General features: G+C 67.1%; 14 protein-coding genes. 4 read left to right on the top strand and 10 right to left on the bottom strand.

The features are described 5' to 3' along the window. The first annotated feature begins 29 nt into the window (after positions 1–29). The 4 genes from ACIRPU_RS21600 (at position 30) to ACIRPU_RS21585 (ending at position 2093) form a co-directional block, all read left to right on the top strand. On the top strand, positions 30–578 hold the full coding sequence (locus tag ACIRPU_RS21600; RefSeq protein WP_403869589.1) for an ATP-binding protein: 549 nt from the start codon (positions 30–32) through the stop codon (positions 576–578). A gap of 100 nt (positions 579–678) precedes the next feature. After that, the gene (locus tag ACIRPU_RS21595) at positions 679–1572 is read left to right on the top strand and encodes a peptidoglycan-binding protein (RefSeq protein WP_403869586.1); all 894 of its coding nucleotides are present in this window, start codon (positions 679–681) and stop codon (positions 1570–1572) included. 15 nt (positions 1573–1587) lie between these two features. Then, entirely contained in the window at positions 1588–1836 is a 249-nt protein-coding gene (locus ACIRPU_RS21590) for a hypothetical protein (RefSeq protein WP_403869583.1), read from the top strand. Then, the gene (locus ACIRPU_RS21585) at positions 1833–2093 is read left to right on the top strand and encodes a hypothetical protein (protein ID WP_403869580.1); all 261 of its coding nucleotides are present in this window, start codon (positions 1833–1835) and stop codon (positions 2091–2093) included. Before ACIRPU_RS21590 ends, ACIRPU_RS21585 begins: the two co-directional genes overlap by 4 nt. 80 nt (positions 2094–2173) lie before the next feature. Here ACIRPU_RS21585 and ACIRPU_RS21580 read toward each other — a convergent pair whose 3' ends face one another. The 10 genes from ACIRPU_RS21580 to secE all read right to left on the bottom strand — a co-directional run bounded on the left by ACIRPU_RS21580 (position 2174) and on the right by secE (position 16217). Then, a complete protein-coding gene (locus ACIRPU_RS21580; RefSeq protein ID WP_355705250.1) occupies positions 2174–6073 on the bottom strand; it encodes a DNA-directed RNA polymerase subunit beta' in 3900 nt (1299 codons plus the stop codon). A 97-nt stretch (positions 6074–6170) separates the two neighbouring features. Continuing rightward, positions 6171–9656, bottom strand: a complete 3486-nt coding sequence (rpoB, locus tag ACIRPU_RS21575) for a DNA-directed RNA polymerase subunit beta (protein WP_384110718.1) — start codon at positions 9654–9656, stop codon at positions 6171–6173. A gap of 557 nt (positions 9657–10213) precedes the next feature. After that, positions 10214–10600, bottom strand: coding sequence for a 50S ribosomal protein L7/L12 (gene rplL, locus ACIRPU_RS21570; RefSeq protein ID WP_355705248.1), 387 nt, complete (start codon positions 10598–10600; stop codon positions 10214–10216). Between the two features lie 111 nt (positions 10601–10711). After that, on the bottom strand, positions 10712–11242 hold the full coding sequence (gene rplJ, locus ACIRPU_RS21565; RefSeq protein ID WP_355705247.1) for a 50S ribosomal protein L10: 531 nt from the start codon (positions 11240–11242) through the stop codon (positions 10712–10714). 295 nt (positions 11243–11537) lie between these two features. Beyond that, entirely contained in the window at positions 11538–12359 is an 822-nt protein-coding gene (locus ACIRPU_RS21560; protein ID WP_403869575.1) for an LppX_LprAFG lipoprotein, read from the bottom strand. Between the two features lie 93 nt (positions 12360–12452). Next, a complete protein-coding gene (locus ACIRPU_RS21555) occupies positions 12453–13370 on the bottom strand; it encodes a hypothetical protein (RefSeq protein WP_403869572.1) in 918 nt (305 codons plus the stop codon). A 146-nt stretch (positions 13371–13516) separates the two neighbouring features. Further along, positions 13517–14242 carry a 50S ribosomal protein L1 gene (gene rplA / locus ACIRPU_RS21550; protein WP_171398899.1) on the bottom strand — a complete coding sequence of 242 codons (726 nt, stop codon included), beginning with the start codon at positions 14240–14242 and terminating at the stop codon, positions 13517–13519. Between the two features lie 86 nt (positions 14243–14328). Then, entirely contained in the window at positions 14329–14763 is a 435-nt protein-coding gene (gene rplK, locus ACIRPU_RS21545) for a 50S ribosomal protein L11 (RefSeq protein ID WP_020132675.1), read from the bottom strand. Between the two features lie 216 nt (positions 14764–14979). Beyond that, complete coding sequence (gene nusG / locus ACIRPU_RS21540) at positions 14980–15849, bottom strand: transcription termination/antitermination protein NusG (RefSeq protein ID WP_403869569.1); 870 nt, start codon at positions 15847–15849, stop codon at positions 14980–14982. Between the two features lie 80 nt (positions 15850–15929). Next, entirely contained in the window at positions 15930–16217 is a 288-nt protein-coding gene (gene secE / locus ACIRPU_RS21535) for a preprotein translocase subunit SecE (RefSeq protein ID WP_355705243.1), read from the bottom strand. Positions 16218–16260: the final 43 nt, after the last annotated feature.

The raw sequence follows: 16260 nt of genomic DNA, 5'->3' as shown, positions 1-16260 counted from the left end.
CCCGGACACCACAGGAAGGCAGCACGTCCATGGACATCGACCCCACCCAGCCCTGGGGCCTCGCGATCGACTACGCGGGCCGGGCCACCCTCACCGAGAGCGGCCACACGATCCACGTCAACGTCTCCGACACCAGCCTCAGCTCGGTCATCGGCCCCGACTCGATCAGCGGCGCCTACTCGCCGGTCAACGTCACCGCCCAGTTCACCGAGACCGGTGAGTACGGCGCGGTCCTGCGCGGCACCGGCCGCATCACGATCATGCCCGTCGGCGCCGACCCGGTCGCCCCCGACCCGACGGCCGTCCAGCGAGCGGTCGCCGCGGCCCTGACCGACTTCGAGACCAACTCGGCGGCCTACGTCGCCCTGTGCGCCCGCTGGCAGCCGGACGACGGCGCCGGGGACGGCGACGGCACCACCCCGGACCCCGGGACCGAACCGGCCCCGGACACGGAGTCCGATCCCGAGACCACGGCCGGGACCACCGCCGAGACCTCCACCAAAGCCTCCGCCGAAACAGACACCGCCACCAGCACCAGCACCAGCACCAGCACCGACGGTGACCCCGCCATGGTCTGAGGCCACCGCACCGACAGCAGAACCACCCCCGCCGCCCCGAGCCGCTCCCCCGCCGGCCGGGGTTTTCTCATGCCCGCACACTCCCCAGGGAGGCACCACCATGGCCAATCCCCTCTCCGCCGACGCCCTCGTGTCCGCACTGCGGGCCGAGGGCGTCACCGTCGTCGAGCACTCCGGCTGGCGCACCAACAACCGCAACCAGAAGGGAAGTTGGGGTCCGGTCAATGGCGTGATCGTCCACCACACCGTCACCTCCGGCACCAGCGACAGCGTGAGCCTCTGCTTCAACGGCCACTCGGCCCTGCCCGGCCCCCTCTGCCACGGAGTGATCGCCAAGGACGGCACGGTCCACCTGGTCGGCAACGGCCGCGCCAATCACGCGGGGAGCGGCGACGGCGACGTCCTGAAGGCCGTCATCGCCGAGAAGGCGCTGCCCGCGCCGAACGAGAACGACACGGACGGCAACGTCCACTTCTACGGCTTCGAGTGCGTCAACCTCGGCGACGGCAAGGACCCCTGGCCGGCGGTCCAGCTGGACGCCATGGTCCGCGCCTCCGCCGCGCTGTGCCGGGCCCACGGCTGGTCCGCCGCCTCCGTGATCGGCCACAAGGAGTGGACCAGCACGAAGATCGACCCGCGTGGCTTCACCATGGCCGACTTCCGCGCCAGGGTCGCGACCCGGCTGGGCAAGCAGACCACCCCGAGCCCCGGCACCGGCACCGGCACCGGCACCGGCACGCCGCAGTACCAGCCCTTCCCGGGCGCCGCCTGGTTCCGGAAGAACCCGAAGTCGGCGATCGTCACCGCGCTGGGCAAGCGCCTGGTCGCCGTCGGCTGCTCCGCCTACACCTCCGGCCCCGGCCCGCAGTGGACCGAGGCCGACCGTCTCTCCTACGCCAAGTGGCAGCGCAAGCTCGGCTACACCGGCTCCTCCGCCGACGGCTGGCCGGGCGCCAAGTCCTGGGCGGCCCTGAAGGTCCCGTACAGCTCCTGAGAATCGAGGATCCCGATGTCAGAGGCCGCCAAGCGCACCCTCCGTACCGTTCTCCAGACCGCTGTCGGCCTGTGCGTCCTGCTGCCCACGGCCGTCGACACCGCCGGCCTCCCGGGCACCCTGCCCTGGGTCGCCGCAGCTCTCACCGCCGCCGCCGGTGTGACCAGGGCCATGGCCCTGCCCGCCGTGCAGGCCCTGCTGCCCACATGGCTGCGCACGGACACCCCGGCCGGCGGAAAGCCCAGCGAATCGAGCGACGCGTGAACGAACCCTTCTCCGACCCGGCCGCCGTGGCCCTGGAACTGGAGCGGCTGCGCGGCACCGTCGAGGCCGGCTTCGCCCGTGTCGACGGCTCGCTCGCCCTGCTGGTCCAGCGCAGCGACCAGACCGACAAACAGATCGCCGACCACGAACAGCGCCTCGACGCCCTGGAACGCTCCCGCTGGCCGCTCGCCAGCATCGGCGCCCTGGCCGCCCTGGCGACGGTCGCCGTCACCGCCTGGGAGACGACCGGCCGCTAGACCGGATCCCCGCACATGCCGAAGGGCGGCCACCCCGTGCGCAACGGGGTGACCGCCCTTCAGTACTTCAGACGTACGCCTTACTGGTTGTACGGACCGTAGTCGTAGTCCTCCAGCGGAACGGCCTGGCCGGAGCCCGTGCCGAACGGCGAGTAGTCGATGTCGTCGTAGCCGACGGCCGAGTACATCGCGGCCTTGGCCTCCTCGGTCGGCTCGACCCGGATGTTGCGGTAGCGGGACAGACCCGTACCGGCCGGGATGAGCTTACCGATGATGACGTTCTCCTTGAGGCCGATCAGGGAGTCGGACTTGGCGTTGATCGCCGCGTCCGTCAGCACCCTGGTCGTCTCCTGGAAGGACGCCGCCGACAGCCAGGACTCCGTGGCCAGCGAGGCCTTGGTGATACCCATGAGCTGCGGACGACCGGAGGCCGGGTGACCGCCCTCCTGCACCACACGACGGTTCTCGACCTCGAACTTCGAGCGCTCGACGAGCTCGCCGGGCAGCAGCTCGGCGTCGCCGGACTCGATGATCGTCACCCGGCGCAGCATCTGCCGGATGATGATCTCGATGTGCTTGTCGTGGATCGACACACCCTGCGAGTTGTAGACCTTCTGGACCTCGCCGACCAGGTGGACCTGGACGGCACGCTGACCCAGGATGCGCAGCACGTCGTGCGGGTTGGTGGCACCCACGGTGAGCTTCTGGCCCACCTCGACGTGCTCGCCCTCGCTGACCAGAAGACGGGCACGCTTCGAGATCGGGAACGCCGTCTCGTCGCTGCCGTCGTCCGGCGTGATGACGATCTTCTTGGTCTTCTCGGTCTCCTCGATCCGCACGCGGCCCTGGGCCTCGGAGATCGGGGCGACACCCTTCGGGGTACGGGCCTCGAAGAGCTCGACGACACGCGGCAGACCCTGGGTGATGTCGTCACCGGCCACACCACCGGTGTGGAAGGTACGCATCGTCAGCTGGGTACCGGGCTCACCGATGGACTGGGCGGCGATGATGCCGACCGCTTCACCGATGTCGACCAGCTTGCCGGTGGCCAGCGAGCGGCCGTAGCACATGGCGCAGGTGCCGACCTGGGACTCACAGGTCAGGATCGAACGGGTCTTGACCTCCTCGACACCGTGACGCACGAGCTGGTCGATGAGCACGTCGCCCAGGTCCACGTTGGCCGGCGCGATCACCTTGCCGTCGATGACGACGTCCTCGGCGAGCATGCGGGCGTAGACGCTGGTCTCGACGTCCTCGGCCTTGCGCAGCACGCCGGCCTCGTCGTGCGAGGCGATCCGCAGCTTCAGACCGCGCTCGGTGCCGCAGTCCTCCTCGCGGATGATGACGTCCTGCGAGACGTCCACCAGACGACGGGTCAGGTAACCCGAGTCGGCGGTACGCAGGGCGGTGTCGGCCAGACCCTTACGGGCACCGTGCGTCGAGATGAAGTACTCGAGGACGGACAGGCCCTCACGGAACGAGGCCTTGATCGGACGCGGGATGGTCTCGTTCTTCGCGTTCGACACCAGACCACGCATACCGGCGATCTGCCGCATCTGCATCATGTTTCCTCGGGCACCCGAGTCAACCATCATGAAGATGGGGTTCGTCTTGGGGAAGTTCGCGTTCATCGCCTCGGCGACCTCGTTGGTCGCCTTGGTCCAGATCGCGATGAGCTCCTGCGTGCGCTCTTCCTTGGTGATCAGACCGCGCTCGTACTGCTTCTGGACCTTCTCGTCCAGCTCCTCGTAGCCCTTGACGATGGCCTTCTTGGCCTCGGGCACGACGACGTCGGAGATGGCCACGGTGACACCGGAGCGGGTGCCCCAGTAGAAGCCGGCCGCCTTCAGGTTGTCGAGCGTCGCCGCCACGATGACCTTGGGGTAGCGCTCAGCGAGGTCGTTGACGATCTCGCCGAGCTGCTTCTTGCCCACCGAGTAGTCGACGAACGGGTAGTCCTCGGGCAGCAGCTCGTTGAAGAGCGCGCGGCCCAGGGTGGTGCGCAGGCGGAAGGTGTCCCCCTGCTGCCACTCCGGCTCGCCCTCTTCGCGGGCCGGCGGGGTCCAGCCGCGCGGCGGGATGGTGCCCACCGGGAAGCGGATGTCGATCGCCGACTGCAGCGCGAGCTCGCCGTTGTCGAACGCCATGGTCGCCTCGGCCGTGGAGCCGAACGCGCGGCCCTCGCCCTTGACGTCACGCAGTTCACCGTCGGTGGTGAGGAAGAACAGACCGAGGACCATGTCCTGGGTCGGCATCGTCACCGGACGGCCGTCGGCGGGCTTCAGGATGTTGTTCGAGGACAGCATCAGGATGCGGGCCTCGGCCTGCGCCTCCGCGGAGAGCGGCAGGTGGACGGCCATCTGGTCACCGTCGAAGTCCGCGTTGAACGCGGTGCAGACGAGCGGGTGGATCTGGATGGCCTTGCCCTCGACCAGCTGCGGCTCGAAGGCCTGGATGCCGAGGCGGTGCAGGGTGGGCGCACGGTTCAGCAGAACCGGGTGCTCGGCGATGACCTCTTCGAGGACGTCGTACACGACCGTGCGGCCGCGCTCCACCATGCGCTTGGCGCTCTTGATGTTCTGCGCGTGGTTCAGGTCGACCAGGCGCTTCATCACGAACGGCTTGAAGAGCTCCAGCGCCATCGCCTTCGGCAGGCCGCACTGGTGCAGCTTCAGCTGCGGACCGACGACGATCACGGAACGCGCGGAGTAGTCCACGCGCTTGCCGAGGAGGTTCTGACGGAATCGACCCTGCTTGCCCTTCAGCATGTCGCTGAGGGACTTCAGCGGGCGGTTACCGGGACCGGTGACCGGACGACCACGACGGCCGTTGTCGAACAGCGCGTCGACGGCCTCCTGGAGCATGCGCTTCTCGTTGTTCACGATGATCTCGGGCGCACCGAGGTCGAGAAGGCGCTTCAGGCGGTTGTTCCGGTTGATCACACGGCGGTACAGGTCGTTCAGGTCGGAGGTCGCGAAGCGGCCACCGTCCAGCTGCACCATCGGGCGAAGGTCCGGCGGGATGACCGGCACGCAGTCCAGCACCATGCCCTTGGGGCTGTTGCTGGTCTGCAGGAACGCGGAGACGACCTTGAGGCGCTTGAGCGCACGGGTCTTCTTCTGGCCCTTGCCGGTACGGATGATCTCGCGGAGACGCTCGGCCTCCTCGTCGAGGTCGAAGGACTCCAGGCGCTTCTGCAGCGCCGCGGCACCCATCGAACCGTCGAAGTACGTGCCGAAGCGGTCACGCAGCTCGCGGTAGAGCAGCTCGTCGCCCTCGAGGTCCTGGACCTTGAGGTTCTTGAAGCGGGCCCACACCTCGTCGAGGCGGTCGATCTCGCGCTGGGCGCGGTCACGGAGCTGCTTCATCTCGCGCTCGGCGCCTTCGCGCACCTTGCGGCGCACGTCGGCCTTGGCGCCCTCGGCCTCGAGCTCGGCCAGGTCGGTCTCGAGCTTCTTGGCGCGGGCCTCGAGGTCGGAGTCGCGACGGTTCTCGATCTGCTGACGCTCGACGGAGACGTGCGCCTCCAGCGAGGGCAGGTCACGGGTACGGCGCTCGTCGTCGACGTACGTGATCATGTACGCCGCGAAGTAGATGACCTTCTCGAGGTCCTTGGGAGCCAGGTCGAGCAGGTAGCCCAGACGGCTCGGGACACCCTTGAAGTACCAGATGTGCGTGACGGGCGCGGCCAGTTCGATGTGGCCCATCCGCTCACGACGCACCTTGGCGCGGGTCACCTCGACGCCGCAGCGCTCACAGATGATGCCCTTGAAGCGGACACGCTTGTACTTGCCGCAGTAGCACTCCCAGTCCCGGGTCGGACCGAAGATCTTCTCGCAGAAGAGTCCGTCCTTTTCGGGCTTGAGCGTGCGGTAGTTGATCGTCTCGGGCTTCTTGACCTCGCCGTGGCTCCACTGACGGATGTCGTCAGCGGTAGCCAGACCGATCCGGAGCTCGTCGAAGAAGTTGACGTCGAGCACTATGCGTCAATCCCTCTCAGGGTTGTAAGTCTTGGGGTCTGATACGGGGGTCCTGGGGCCGGCAGGGCTCAACGTCGTGAGCCCTGCCGAACTCCCGTCAGACCTCTTCGACGCTGCTCGGCTCACGCCGGGACAGGTCGATGCCGAGCTCCTCCGCTGCGCGGAAGACATCCTCGTCGGTGTCACGCATCTCGATGGACATACCGTCACTGGACAGCACCTCCACGTTCAGGCAGAGAGACTGCATCTCCTTGATGAGCACCTTGAAGGACTCGGGGATGCCGGGCTCGGGGATGTTCTCGCCCTTGACGATGGCCTCGTAGACCTTCACGCGGCCGGTGACGTCGTCGGACTTGATCGTCAGCAGCTCCTGGAGGGCGTACGCGGCGCCATAAGCCTCCAGCGCCCACACCTCCATCTCACCGAAGCGCTGACCGCCGAACTGCGCCTTACCACCCAGCGGCTGCTGGGTGATCATCGAGTACGGACCGGTCGAGCGGGCGTGCAGCTTGTCGTCGACCAGGTGGTGCAGCTTCAGGATGTACATGTAGCCGACCGAGATCGGCTCCGGGAACGGCTCGCCGGAGCGGCCGTCGAACATCCTGGCCTTACCGGTCGGGAGCACCATGCGCTCGCCGTCACGGTTCGGGATGGTGTGGTTCAGCAGACCCGCGAGCTCGTCCTCACGCGCACCGTCGAAGACGGGGGTGGCGACGTTGGTACCCGGGGAGACCTGGTCGGCACCGATGGCCTGCAGGCGCTTGGCCCAGTCCTCGCCGAGACCGGAGACGTCCCAGCCGCGGCTGGCGAGCCAGCCGAGGTGGATCTCCAGCACCTGTCCCGGGTTCATTCGGGACGGCACACCCAGCGGGTTGAGGATGATGTCGACCGGGGTCCCGTCCTCGAGGAACGGCATGTCCTCGATGGGCAGGATCTTGGAGATGACACCCTTGTTGCCGTGCCGGCCGGCGAGCTTGTCACCGTCCGTGATCTTGCGCTTCTGCGCCACGTAGACCCGAACCAGCTGGTTCACGCCCGGCGGCAGCTCGTCGCCTTCCTCACGGTCGAAGACGCGGACGCCGATGACCTTGCCGATCTCGCCGTGCGGCACCTTCAGCGAGGTGTCACGGACCTCACGGGCCTTCTCACCGAAGATCGCGCGCAGCAGGCGCTCCTCCGGGGTCAGCTCGGTCTCACCCTTGGGCGTGACCTTGCCGACGAGGATGTCACCGGCGACGACCTCGGCACCGATACGGATGATGCCGCGCTCGTCGAGGTCGGCGAGGACCTCCTCGGAGACGTTCGGGATGTCCCGGGTGATCTCCTCGGGGCCGAGCTTGGTGTCACGGGCGTCGACCTCGTGCTCCTCGATGTGGATCGAGGAGAGGACGTCGTCCTGCACGAGGCGCTGCGACAGGATGATCGCGTCCTCGTAGTTGTGACCCTCCCACGGCATGAACGCCACGAGCAGGTTCTTGCCCAGGGCCATCTCGCCGTTCTCGGTGGCCGGGCCGTCGGCGAGGACCTGACCGGTGATGATCCGGTCGCCCTCGTTGACGATGACCTTCTGGTTGACCGAGGTGCCCTGGTTGGAGCGGGAGAACTTGGCCAGGCGGTACGTGATGTACGTGCCGTCGTCGTTGGTCGTGGTGATGTAGTCCGCGGAGACCTCCTGGACCACACCGTCCTTCTCGGCCCTGACCACGTCGCCGGCGTCGACGGCGGAGCGGTACTCCATGCCGGTGCCGACGAGCGGGGCCTCGCTCTTGATGAGCGGCACGGCCTGACGCATCATGTTCGCGCCCATGAGGGCACGGTTGGCGTCGTCGTGCTCGAGGAACGGGATCATGGCGGTCGCGACCGACACCATCTGGCGCGGCGAGACGTCCATGTAGTCCACGTCGTCACCGGGGACGTAGTCGACCTCTCCGCCACGGCGGCGGACCAGGACGCGGTTCTCGGTGAAACGCAGGTCGTCGTCGAGCGTGGCGTTGGCCTGCGCGATGACGAACCGGTCCTCTTCGTCGGCCGTGAGGTAGTCGACCTCGTCGGTGACGACACCCTCGGTGACCCGGCGGTACGGCGTCTCCACGAAACCGAACGCGTTGACGCGGCCGTAGGAGGCGAGCGAACCGATCAGACCGATGTTCGGGCCTTCGGGAGTCTCGATCGGGCACATGCGTCCGTAGTGGGACGGGTGCACGTCACGGACCTCGAAGCCGGCCCGCTCACGGGAGAGACCACCCGGGCCGAGGGCGTTGAGACGACGCTTGTGCGTCAGACCCGACAGCGGGTTGTTCTGGTCCATGAACTGGGACAGCTGGCTGGTGCCGAAGAACTCCTTGATGGAGGCGACGACCGGCCGGATGTTGATCAGGGTCTGCGGCGTGATCGCCTCGACGTCCTGAGTCGTCATGCGCTCACGCACGACGCGCTCCATACGAGCCAGACCCGTACGGACCTGGTTCTGGATGAGCTCGCCGACGCTGCGGATACGACGGTTGCCGAAGTGGTCGATGTCGTCGGTCTCGACCATGATCGAGCGACCGGACTCGCCGACCGTCTCGGTCTCCCCGGCGTGCAGCTTGACCAGGTACTTGATGGTCGCGATGACATCCTCGACGGTCAGGACACCCGCGTTGAGCGGGGCCTCGCCGCCGAGCTTCTTGTTGACCTTGTAGCGGCCGACCTTGGCCAGGTCGTAGCGCTTGGGGTTGAAGTAGAGGTTCTCGAGCAGCGTCTGCGCGGCCTCACGCGTGGGCGGCTCGCCCGGACGCAGCTTGCGGTAGATGTCCAGCAGCGCGTCGTCCTGGCCCTGGGTGTGGTCCTTCTCCAGGGTGGCGCGCATGGACTCGTACTCGCCGAACTCCTCGAGGATCTGCTCGGTGGTCCAGCCGAGAGCCTTCAGAAGGACGGTGACGGACTGCTTGCGCTTGCGGTCGATGCGCACACCGACCATGTCGCGCTTGTCGATCTCGAGCTCCAGCCAGGCGCCCCGGGAGGGGATGACCTTGGCGGAGAAGATGTCCTTGTCGGACGTCTTGTCGATCGAGGAGTCGAAGTAGACGCCCGGCGAACGGACCAGCTGCGACACCACGACACGCTCGGTGCCGTTGATGACGAAGGTGCCCTTGTTGGTCATGAGCGGGAAGTCGCCCATGAAGACCGTCTGGGACTTGATCTCGCCGGTCTCATTGTTGGTGAACTCGGCCGTCACGAAGAGCGGGGCCGCGTACGTGAAGTCGCGGTCCTTGCACTCGTCGATGCTGTTCTTCGGAGGCTCGAAACGGTGGTCGCGGAAGGTCAGCGACATCGACCCGGAGAAGTCCTCGATCGGGGAGATCTCCTCGAAGATCTCTTCCAGACCGGACTTGGTGGGGACGTCCTGACCGGACTCCAGAGCGGCCTCGACGCGACCCTTCCATGCGTCGTTGCCGAGCAGCCAGTCAAAGCTCTCGGTCTGCAGCGCGAGAAGGTTCGGAACCTCGAGGGGCTCCCTGATCTTTGCAAAGGAGATGCGCAGCGGGGCGGTGCTGGCGGCGTTGTTCGTATTCGCGATCGAGGCGTTGCGCGAGGCGGCCAAGAGGGGGTCCTTCCGAGGGCTCGGACTCACTACGCGCGTACCGGCTCCCCTCCTGGGCACAGAGACAGAAATCCCAGGTGAGGGATTGTCTGGTCGTCCGGGCTCAAGTGAGGGCATGCCCCTGGTGACGGGCAGGGAACAGCTAACAGGCAGCGCAAAGGGTCAGTGTAGCCACTTGGCACACTGATGTCCAGTGCGGGTTTTTCGAGACCCTCGTAGTTCTCAACGCCCTCGGTCTGCTAGTCCTCAACGCACGGTGATACTGCCCTCTCCGCCGTCGATCCATGCCTCGGATTCGGATCCTTGTGACGACGCGTCCTGAGAATTGCGCGCTGCGTGCGGTTCGTCAAGGCCCCCCTGCGCGAACTCGGGCGCCGGAGACACAATGAAGATCACCATACCCCCCGGTCAAGCGGGTGTGAGGCAACCGTGGCCGCGCTCCCAGGAACGCCGAAGAGCGACCACCCAGATGGATGATCGCTCTTCGGTGCGTGAGCGTTACAGCCCCGGAGGGACTGATTCAGCCTTCGCGTCCGGTCGTCGCCGACCGGGAGGTGTTACTTGACCTCGACGGAGGCGCCGGCAGCCTTGAGGGACTCGGCAGCCTTCTCGGCGGCCTCCTTGGCGACCTTCTCGAGGACGGGCTTCGGAGCGCCGTCGACGAGGTCCTTGGCCTCCTTCAGACCCAGGGAGGTCAGCTCGCGCACGACCTTGATGACCTGGATCTTCTTCTCGCCGGCGCCGGTGAGGACGACGTCGAACTCGTCCTGCTCCTCGACAGCCTCGGCGGCGGCGGCCGGACCGGCCGGACCGGCAACGGCGACGGCCGCGGCGGCGGTGACGTCGAACTTCTCCTCGAACGCCTTCACGAACTCGGAGAGCTCGATGAGGGTGAGGGACTCGAACTGCTCGAGCAGCTCTTCCTGGGACAGCTTCGTCGCCATGGTGGGCGATCCTTCCATTCAATTCGGCAGGTGCCGGATGTACATGTCGGCGGGCGTACGTTCGGCCCGCGTCGACCGCTGCGTCAGGCAGCGGTCAAAGTGCGAGCCGAGTTACTCGGCACCGCCCTGCTCGTCCTGCTTGGCGCGAAGGGCGTCCACGGTGCGGACGAACTTCGAGGGAAGCGCCTGGAAGAGCTGCGCAGCCTGAGTCTGCTTGCCCTTGAAGGCACCCGCCAGCTTGGAGAGCAGAACCTCGCGGGACTCGAGGTCCGCAAGCTTCTTGATCTCGTCGGCGGACAGCGCCTTGCCGTCAAGGACACCGCCCTTGATGACGAGGTTCGGGTTGTCCTTGGCGAAGTCACGAAGACCCTTCGCCGACTCCACCGGGTCACCGGTGATGAAGGCGACTGCCGTCGGACCATTGAACAGGTCGTCGAGCGTCGTGATCCCGGCCTCGTTGGCCGCAATCTTGGTCAGCGTGTTCTTCACCACGGCGTACTGGGCGTTCTCACCGAGCGAACGACGCAGCGTCTTGAGCTGCGCCACGGTGAGACCCCGGTACTCGGTCAGCACGGCGGCGTTCGAGCTGCGGAACGCGTCCGTCAGCTCGGCTACCGCGGCAGCCTTGTCGGGCCTTGCCATAGAGCGTCGGCCTCCTTCCGGGTGATGAGGACCGCTCAGAAGGGGCTGGGACAAACGAAACGCCCCGGCGCAGGCGCACGGGGCGTAACTCGACCGAATGAATTCCGTGGGAGGATTTCCGTCCGGGAGCGTATCCACTGACACCTGCGCGGGTCGTCCGCATTGCAGCGGATCCTTCGGCCACCGCCCCCTCTTGCGAGAGCACGGCAACGACCAGCGGTCTTTGGCTTCTCGAGGAGAGTACGTGAACGGGGCGCCGTCAAGCAAATCCGCCCGTACGGGGCCGGTGCGGACCTCAGTCCCGGGCCTTCTTCAGCTCCTCGGCCATGTCCAGGGTGTCCGAGGCGGGCGGCGCCTTCACCGTCACGGGCTTGCCGAAGTCGAGGAACGTGATGGTCAGGTCGAGCTCGCCGTGCCGCCCGAAGCCCTGCACCCGCAGCTGCCGCGTGCGGTCCTCGGCGTCCACCCACAGGTCCATGGTGAGTTCGTCGACACCCTGCTTCTCGTACTGGGCGAGGCTCCTCTCGGTCCGCTGCCGGACGCTCTTGTCCTCGTCCTCGTAGGAGGCGCGGATGTCGTCGACGGTGGCCGTGCCCGTGTAGTGGGTGGTGCCGACGCCGTCGACGGTCTCGGAGCCGACCTTCTTCAGGTCGTCGGCCGCGGCGAGGAAGCCGCCCTCGTGGGAGGGGTTGTCCCGGACCCGGTCGACCATCGTGCCGGTGTCGACCTTGATCCCGCTGGGGGTGTCGGAGCTGCCCGGCGCCCCGAACTTGATCCAGTGCTTGCCGTCCTCGCCGGCTTCGTCGGAGCCCACGTACAGCACCCCGCCGACCAGCCGGAACTCACCCGTGCCCTGCTCGGGCCCGGTGAGCACGGTGGACTTCAGGCTCATGACCGGCGGCGCGGTGCCGATCGCGGCCTCGGCCTTGATACGGCCCTCCTCCGGCGTCCGGCCGGTCATGCGGTAGCGCAGGGACACGGCCTGCTCCGCCTTCTCCGCGGCCCGGGTGACGGCGGCCTCGGCGGCGGAGCCGCCCCCGCCCTCCGTGCCGCCCGCCGCCGCACACCCGGCGACGAGCAGCGCGGACAGCCCGAGGACACCCACGGAAAACCTCATCCAACTTCCCCCAGAACCCGATACAGCGAACACACGGTCGATTCACAGCAAGACCGCGAAGGTATCCCAGGGGCTCGGCGGAGGTCCCGTGAATTACGAGCCGGTACCCGCCCCCTGCTGCTTCACCAGCTCGGAGAAGTCCGCGGTGTCGCTCGCCGGAGGCACCTCGGCGGAGACCTCGGTGCCGTAGTCGGTGTAGTACGCGGTCTGGTTGTAGGCGCCTGCCGTGGTCTCGCCCTTCTCGACCTTCTTGACCAGCAGATCCCGGTCGTCGACCCAGATGTCGACCGTCTCGGTGGTGACGCCGGCCTGCTCCAGCGTCTTCCTCAGGTCGTCGAGCTGGCTCTGGCTGAGGTTGGAGTTCTTCTCGGCGAGGTCCGCCACCTCGACCGTCCCCGAGTAGTGCCTGGTTCGCTGTCCCCGCACCTTCTCCTCGCCGACCTCCCGCACGTCCCCGGAGGCCAGCAGCAGCTTCACCGACTGGTTCGGGGTGGTGTTCTGCATCTGGTCCTTCAGATACGCGCCGGAGCTGCCGCCGAGGCTCTCCAGGTCGTCGTACGCGTATCTGATCCAGTGCTTGCCGCCGGCCTGCTCGGCGAAGGTGTCGCCCATCCTGGCGTAGTAGGCGTCGGGCAGGTAGCGGGCCTCCATCGACGTGGTGCCCATCTGGCGCATGGTGTCGGCCATGGTCCCGCCGGTGTACGTGATGGTGAGGGTGCCGGTGAGCCCGTCCCCCCAGCCGAGGGCGCCGTCGGCGGTCATCGACATCACCGAGCCCATGGTCGTGGTCGACTCGACCTTCGCGGAGTCGGCGCCGTCGGTCGACTTCTCGGCGGTGCGCAGGGCCGCGACGGGGCTGAGCCGGGGACTGCTGTCCCCGCTCTTCTCGGAGCCGCCGAAACCGTCGGAACCGCTGGAACCGTTGGAGCCACCGCTACAGGCCGTCACGCCCGTCAGCAGGGCCGCCGCGGCGACCGAGAGGCCCGCACGGCGCAGGGTCGTGCACTTCATTCGTCCCACCCCCATGGATTCCTGTCACTGAACGCTAACGCACAGCACTGACAGTCGTACGAAAAAGAGACGTACGGCAAAAGGGACGAGCCCCGCACCTCGAAAGGTTGCGGGGCTCGTCACCGACTGAGGGTGAGCTGTGGGGCTCAGACCGCGGCCGGGTCCTCCTCGACGAGAAGGTTGCGGGTGCGGTTCGGGTCCACCAGGATGCCGGGGCCGATCGTGGAGCTGATCGCGGCCTTCTTGATGTAACGACCCTTGGCGGCGGACGGCTTCAGACGGAGGATCTCCTCCAGGGCCGCGCCGTAGTTCTCCACCAGCTTCGTGTCGTCGAAGGACACCTTGCCGATGATGAAGTGCAGGTTCGAGTGCTTGTCGACGCGGAACTCGATCTTGCCGCCCTTGATCTCCGTGACGGCCTTGGCCACGTCGGGGGTGACCGTGCCGGTCTTCGGGTTCGGCATCAGACCACGCGGACCGAGCACACGGCCGAGGCGGCCGACCTTGCCCATGAGGTCCGGGGTGGCGACGACGGCGTCGAAGTCCAGACGGCCCTTCGCGACCTCGTCGATCAGTTCGTCGGAGCCGACGATGTCGGCGCCCGCGGCCTCCGCGGCCGCAGCACGGTCACCGGTCGCGAAGACCAGGACCCGGGCGGTCTTGCCGGTGCCGTGCGGCAGGTTCACGGTGCCACGGACCATCTGGTCGGCCTTGCGCGGGTCGACACCCAGGCGGAAGGCGACCTCGACGGTGCCGTCGTACTTGCTGGTGGAGGTCTCCTTGGCGAGACGGACGGCCTCGAGCGGGGCGTAGAGCTTCTCCCGGTCGACCTTGGCGTCCGCAGCGCGGAGGGACTTGCTGCGCTTGCTCACTACTGCTCCTGATGTGTTCTGAGGAGTCGTGGTACGGGCCGAGCAGGCCCTCCCACGGTGCTACGAAGGTGCTACGGGGCTGGGGATCAGCCCTCGACCGTGATGCCCATGGAACGGGCGGTGCCGGCGATGATCTTCGACGCGGCGTCCAGGTCGTTGGCGTTCAGGTCGGGAAGCTTGGTCGTGGCGATCTCACGGACCTGCGCCTCGGTGATCTTGGCGACCTTGGTCTTGTGCGGCTCGCCCGAGCCCTTCTCGACACCAGCGGCCTTGAGGATCATCTTCGCGGCCGGCGGCGTCTTGGTGATGAAGGTGAAGGAGCGGTCCTCGTAGACCGTGATCTCCACCGGGATCACCCAGCCACGCTGCGACTCGGTCGCGGCGTTGTAGGCCTTGCAGAACTCCATGATGTTGACGCCGTGCTGGCCGAGCGCGGGGCCGACCGGCGGGGCGGGGTTAGCCGCACCAGCGTTGATCTGGAGCTTGATGAGCCCCGTGACCTTCTTCTTCTTGGGAGGCATTCCGGGTCCTCTTTCGTTTTCGCCTTCCTACGTCCGAGTCTCCCCGGACGGCTGCCCCATCCGTGATGAAGATGCGAATGGAGGCATACCGCACAACGATAACGGGTATCTGTGCGCGGCCAAAAACCGAGCAGGTCAGACCGTCCCCCGCGAGCGGGAGGTGCCCTCAGTGAGAGCGTGGTCTGACCTGATCGGAGGCTTGTGCTCCAGAGAAGGCTAGTTCTTCTGGATCTGGTCGAAGCTCAGCTCGACCGGGGTCTCGCGACCGAAGATCTCGACAAGGCCCTTGACCTTCTTCGAGTCGGCGTTGATCTCGTTGATCGTGGCCTGGAGCGTGGCGAACGGACCGTCGGTGACGGTGACCGAGTCGCCCACCTCGAAGTCGAGCACCTGGACCTCGACCTTGCGGGCCGGAGCCGGCTTGCCCTCGGCCTCGGCGGCCTCACGCGCGGCCTTCTCCTCGGCCTCCGGAGCGAGCATCTTGACGATCTCGTCCAGGGTCAGCGGGTACGGGTCGTACGCGTTGCCCACGAAGCCGGTGACGCCGGGAGTGTTGCGGACGACGCCCCAGGACTCGTTCGTCAGGTCCATGCGCACCAGCACGTAGCCGGGGAGCTTGTTCTGACGGATGGTCTTGCGGTCGCCGTTCTTGATCTGGACGACCTCTTCCTGCGGCACCTCGGCCGCGAAGATGTAGTCCTCGACGTTCAGCGAGACGGCGCGCTGCTCCAGGTTGGTCTTCACGCGGTTCTCGTAGCCGGCGTACGTGTGGATGACGTACCACTCGCCGGGGAGGGTGCGCAGCTCCTCGCGCAGGGCGACAACGGGGTCGACGGGCTCGGCCGGCGCTTCTTCCTCGGCGTCGGCCTCAACCTCAGCCTCGGCGTCGTCGACGACGTCCTCATCCTCGACGGCCTCGTCGGCTTCCTCGTCCTCGACGTGGAGTGCGGCTTCCTCCGCGGGTTCGCCCGCTTCGGCCTCGGCAGCCTCGAACTCGTCCACCTCGTCCGCGCCCTCGACGATGTCGAGCTCGTCGTCCACGGACTCGTCCGGCTCGATGGCGTCGTTCAGGTTCTGGTCAGACACGGTGGCTGCTTCTTCCTGGATACATAGGGGTGGAACATGCGAAAGGGGCGCCGGATACCTCGGCGCCCTTCGCACTAGGCTCAGCCAAAAACGTACTTGGCGGCGTGGCTGAGTCCATAGTCAATCACGGTCACCAGGCCGATCATGATGACGACGAAGACGATCACCACGGTCGTGTACGTCGTCAGCTGACTCCGCGTGGGCCATACGACCTTGCGGAGCTCGGCGACGATCTGGCGATAGAAGAGCGCGAGACGCTTCAGCGGGCCCTTCTTGGCGCGCTTGCCGCCCTTGCGGGACTTCTTCTGCGCCTCAGGCAACTCGTCCTGGGCATCAGGCGTGTCGATGGAGCCCACGGCATCCGCCATTCGTCCTCACCTGTTCCCGGGTCGTGGCCGTGCCGCGCCCGGT

The sequence above is a fragment of the Streptomyces sp. NPDC102259 genome (assembly GCF_044766465.1).
GTDB lineage: Bacteria > Actinomycetota > Actinomycetes > Streptomycetales > Streptomycetaceae > Streptomyces.
This window is presented reverse-complemented; position numbering and strand designations above follow the sequence as displayed.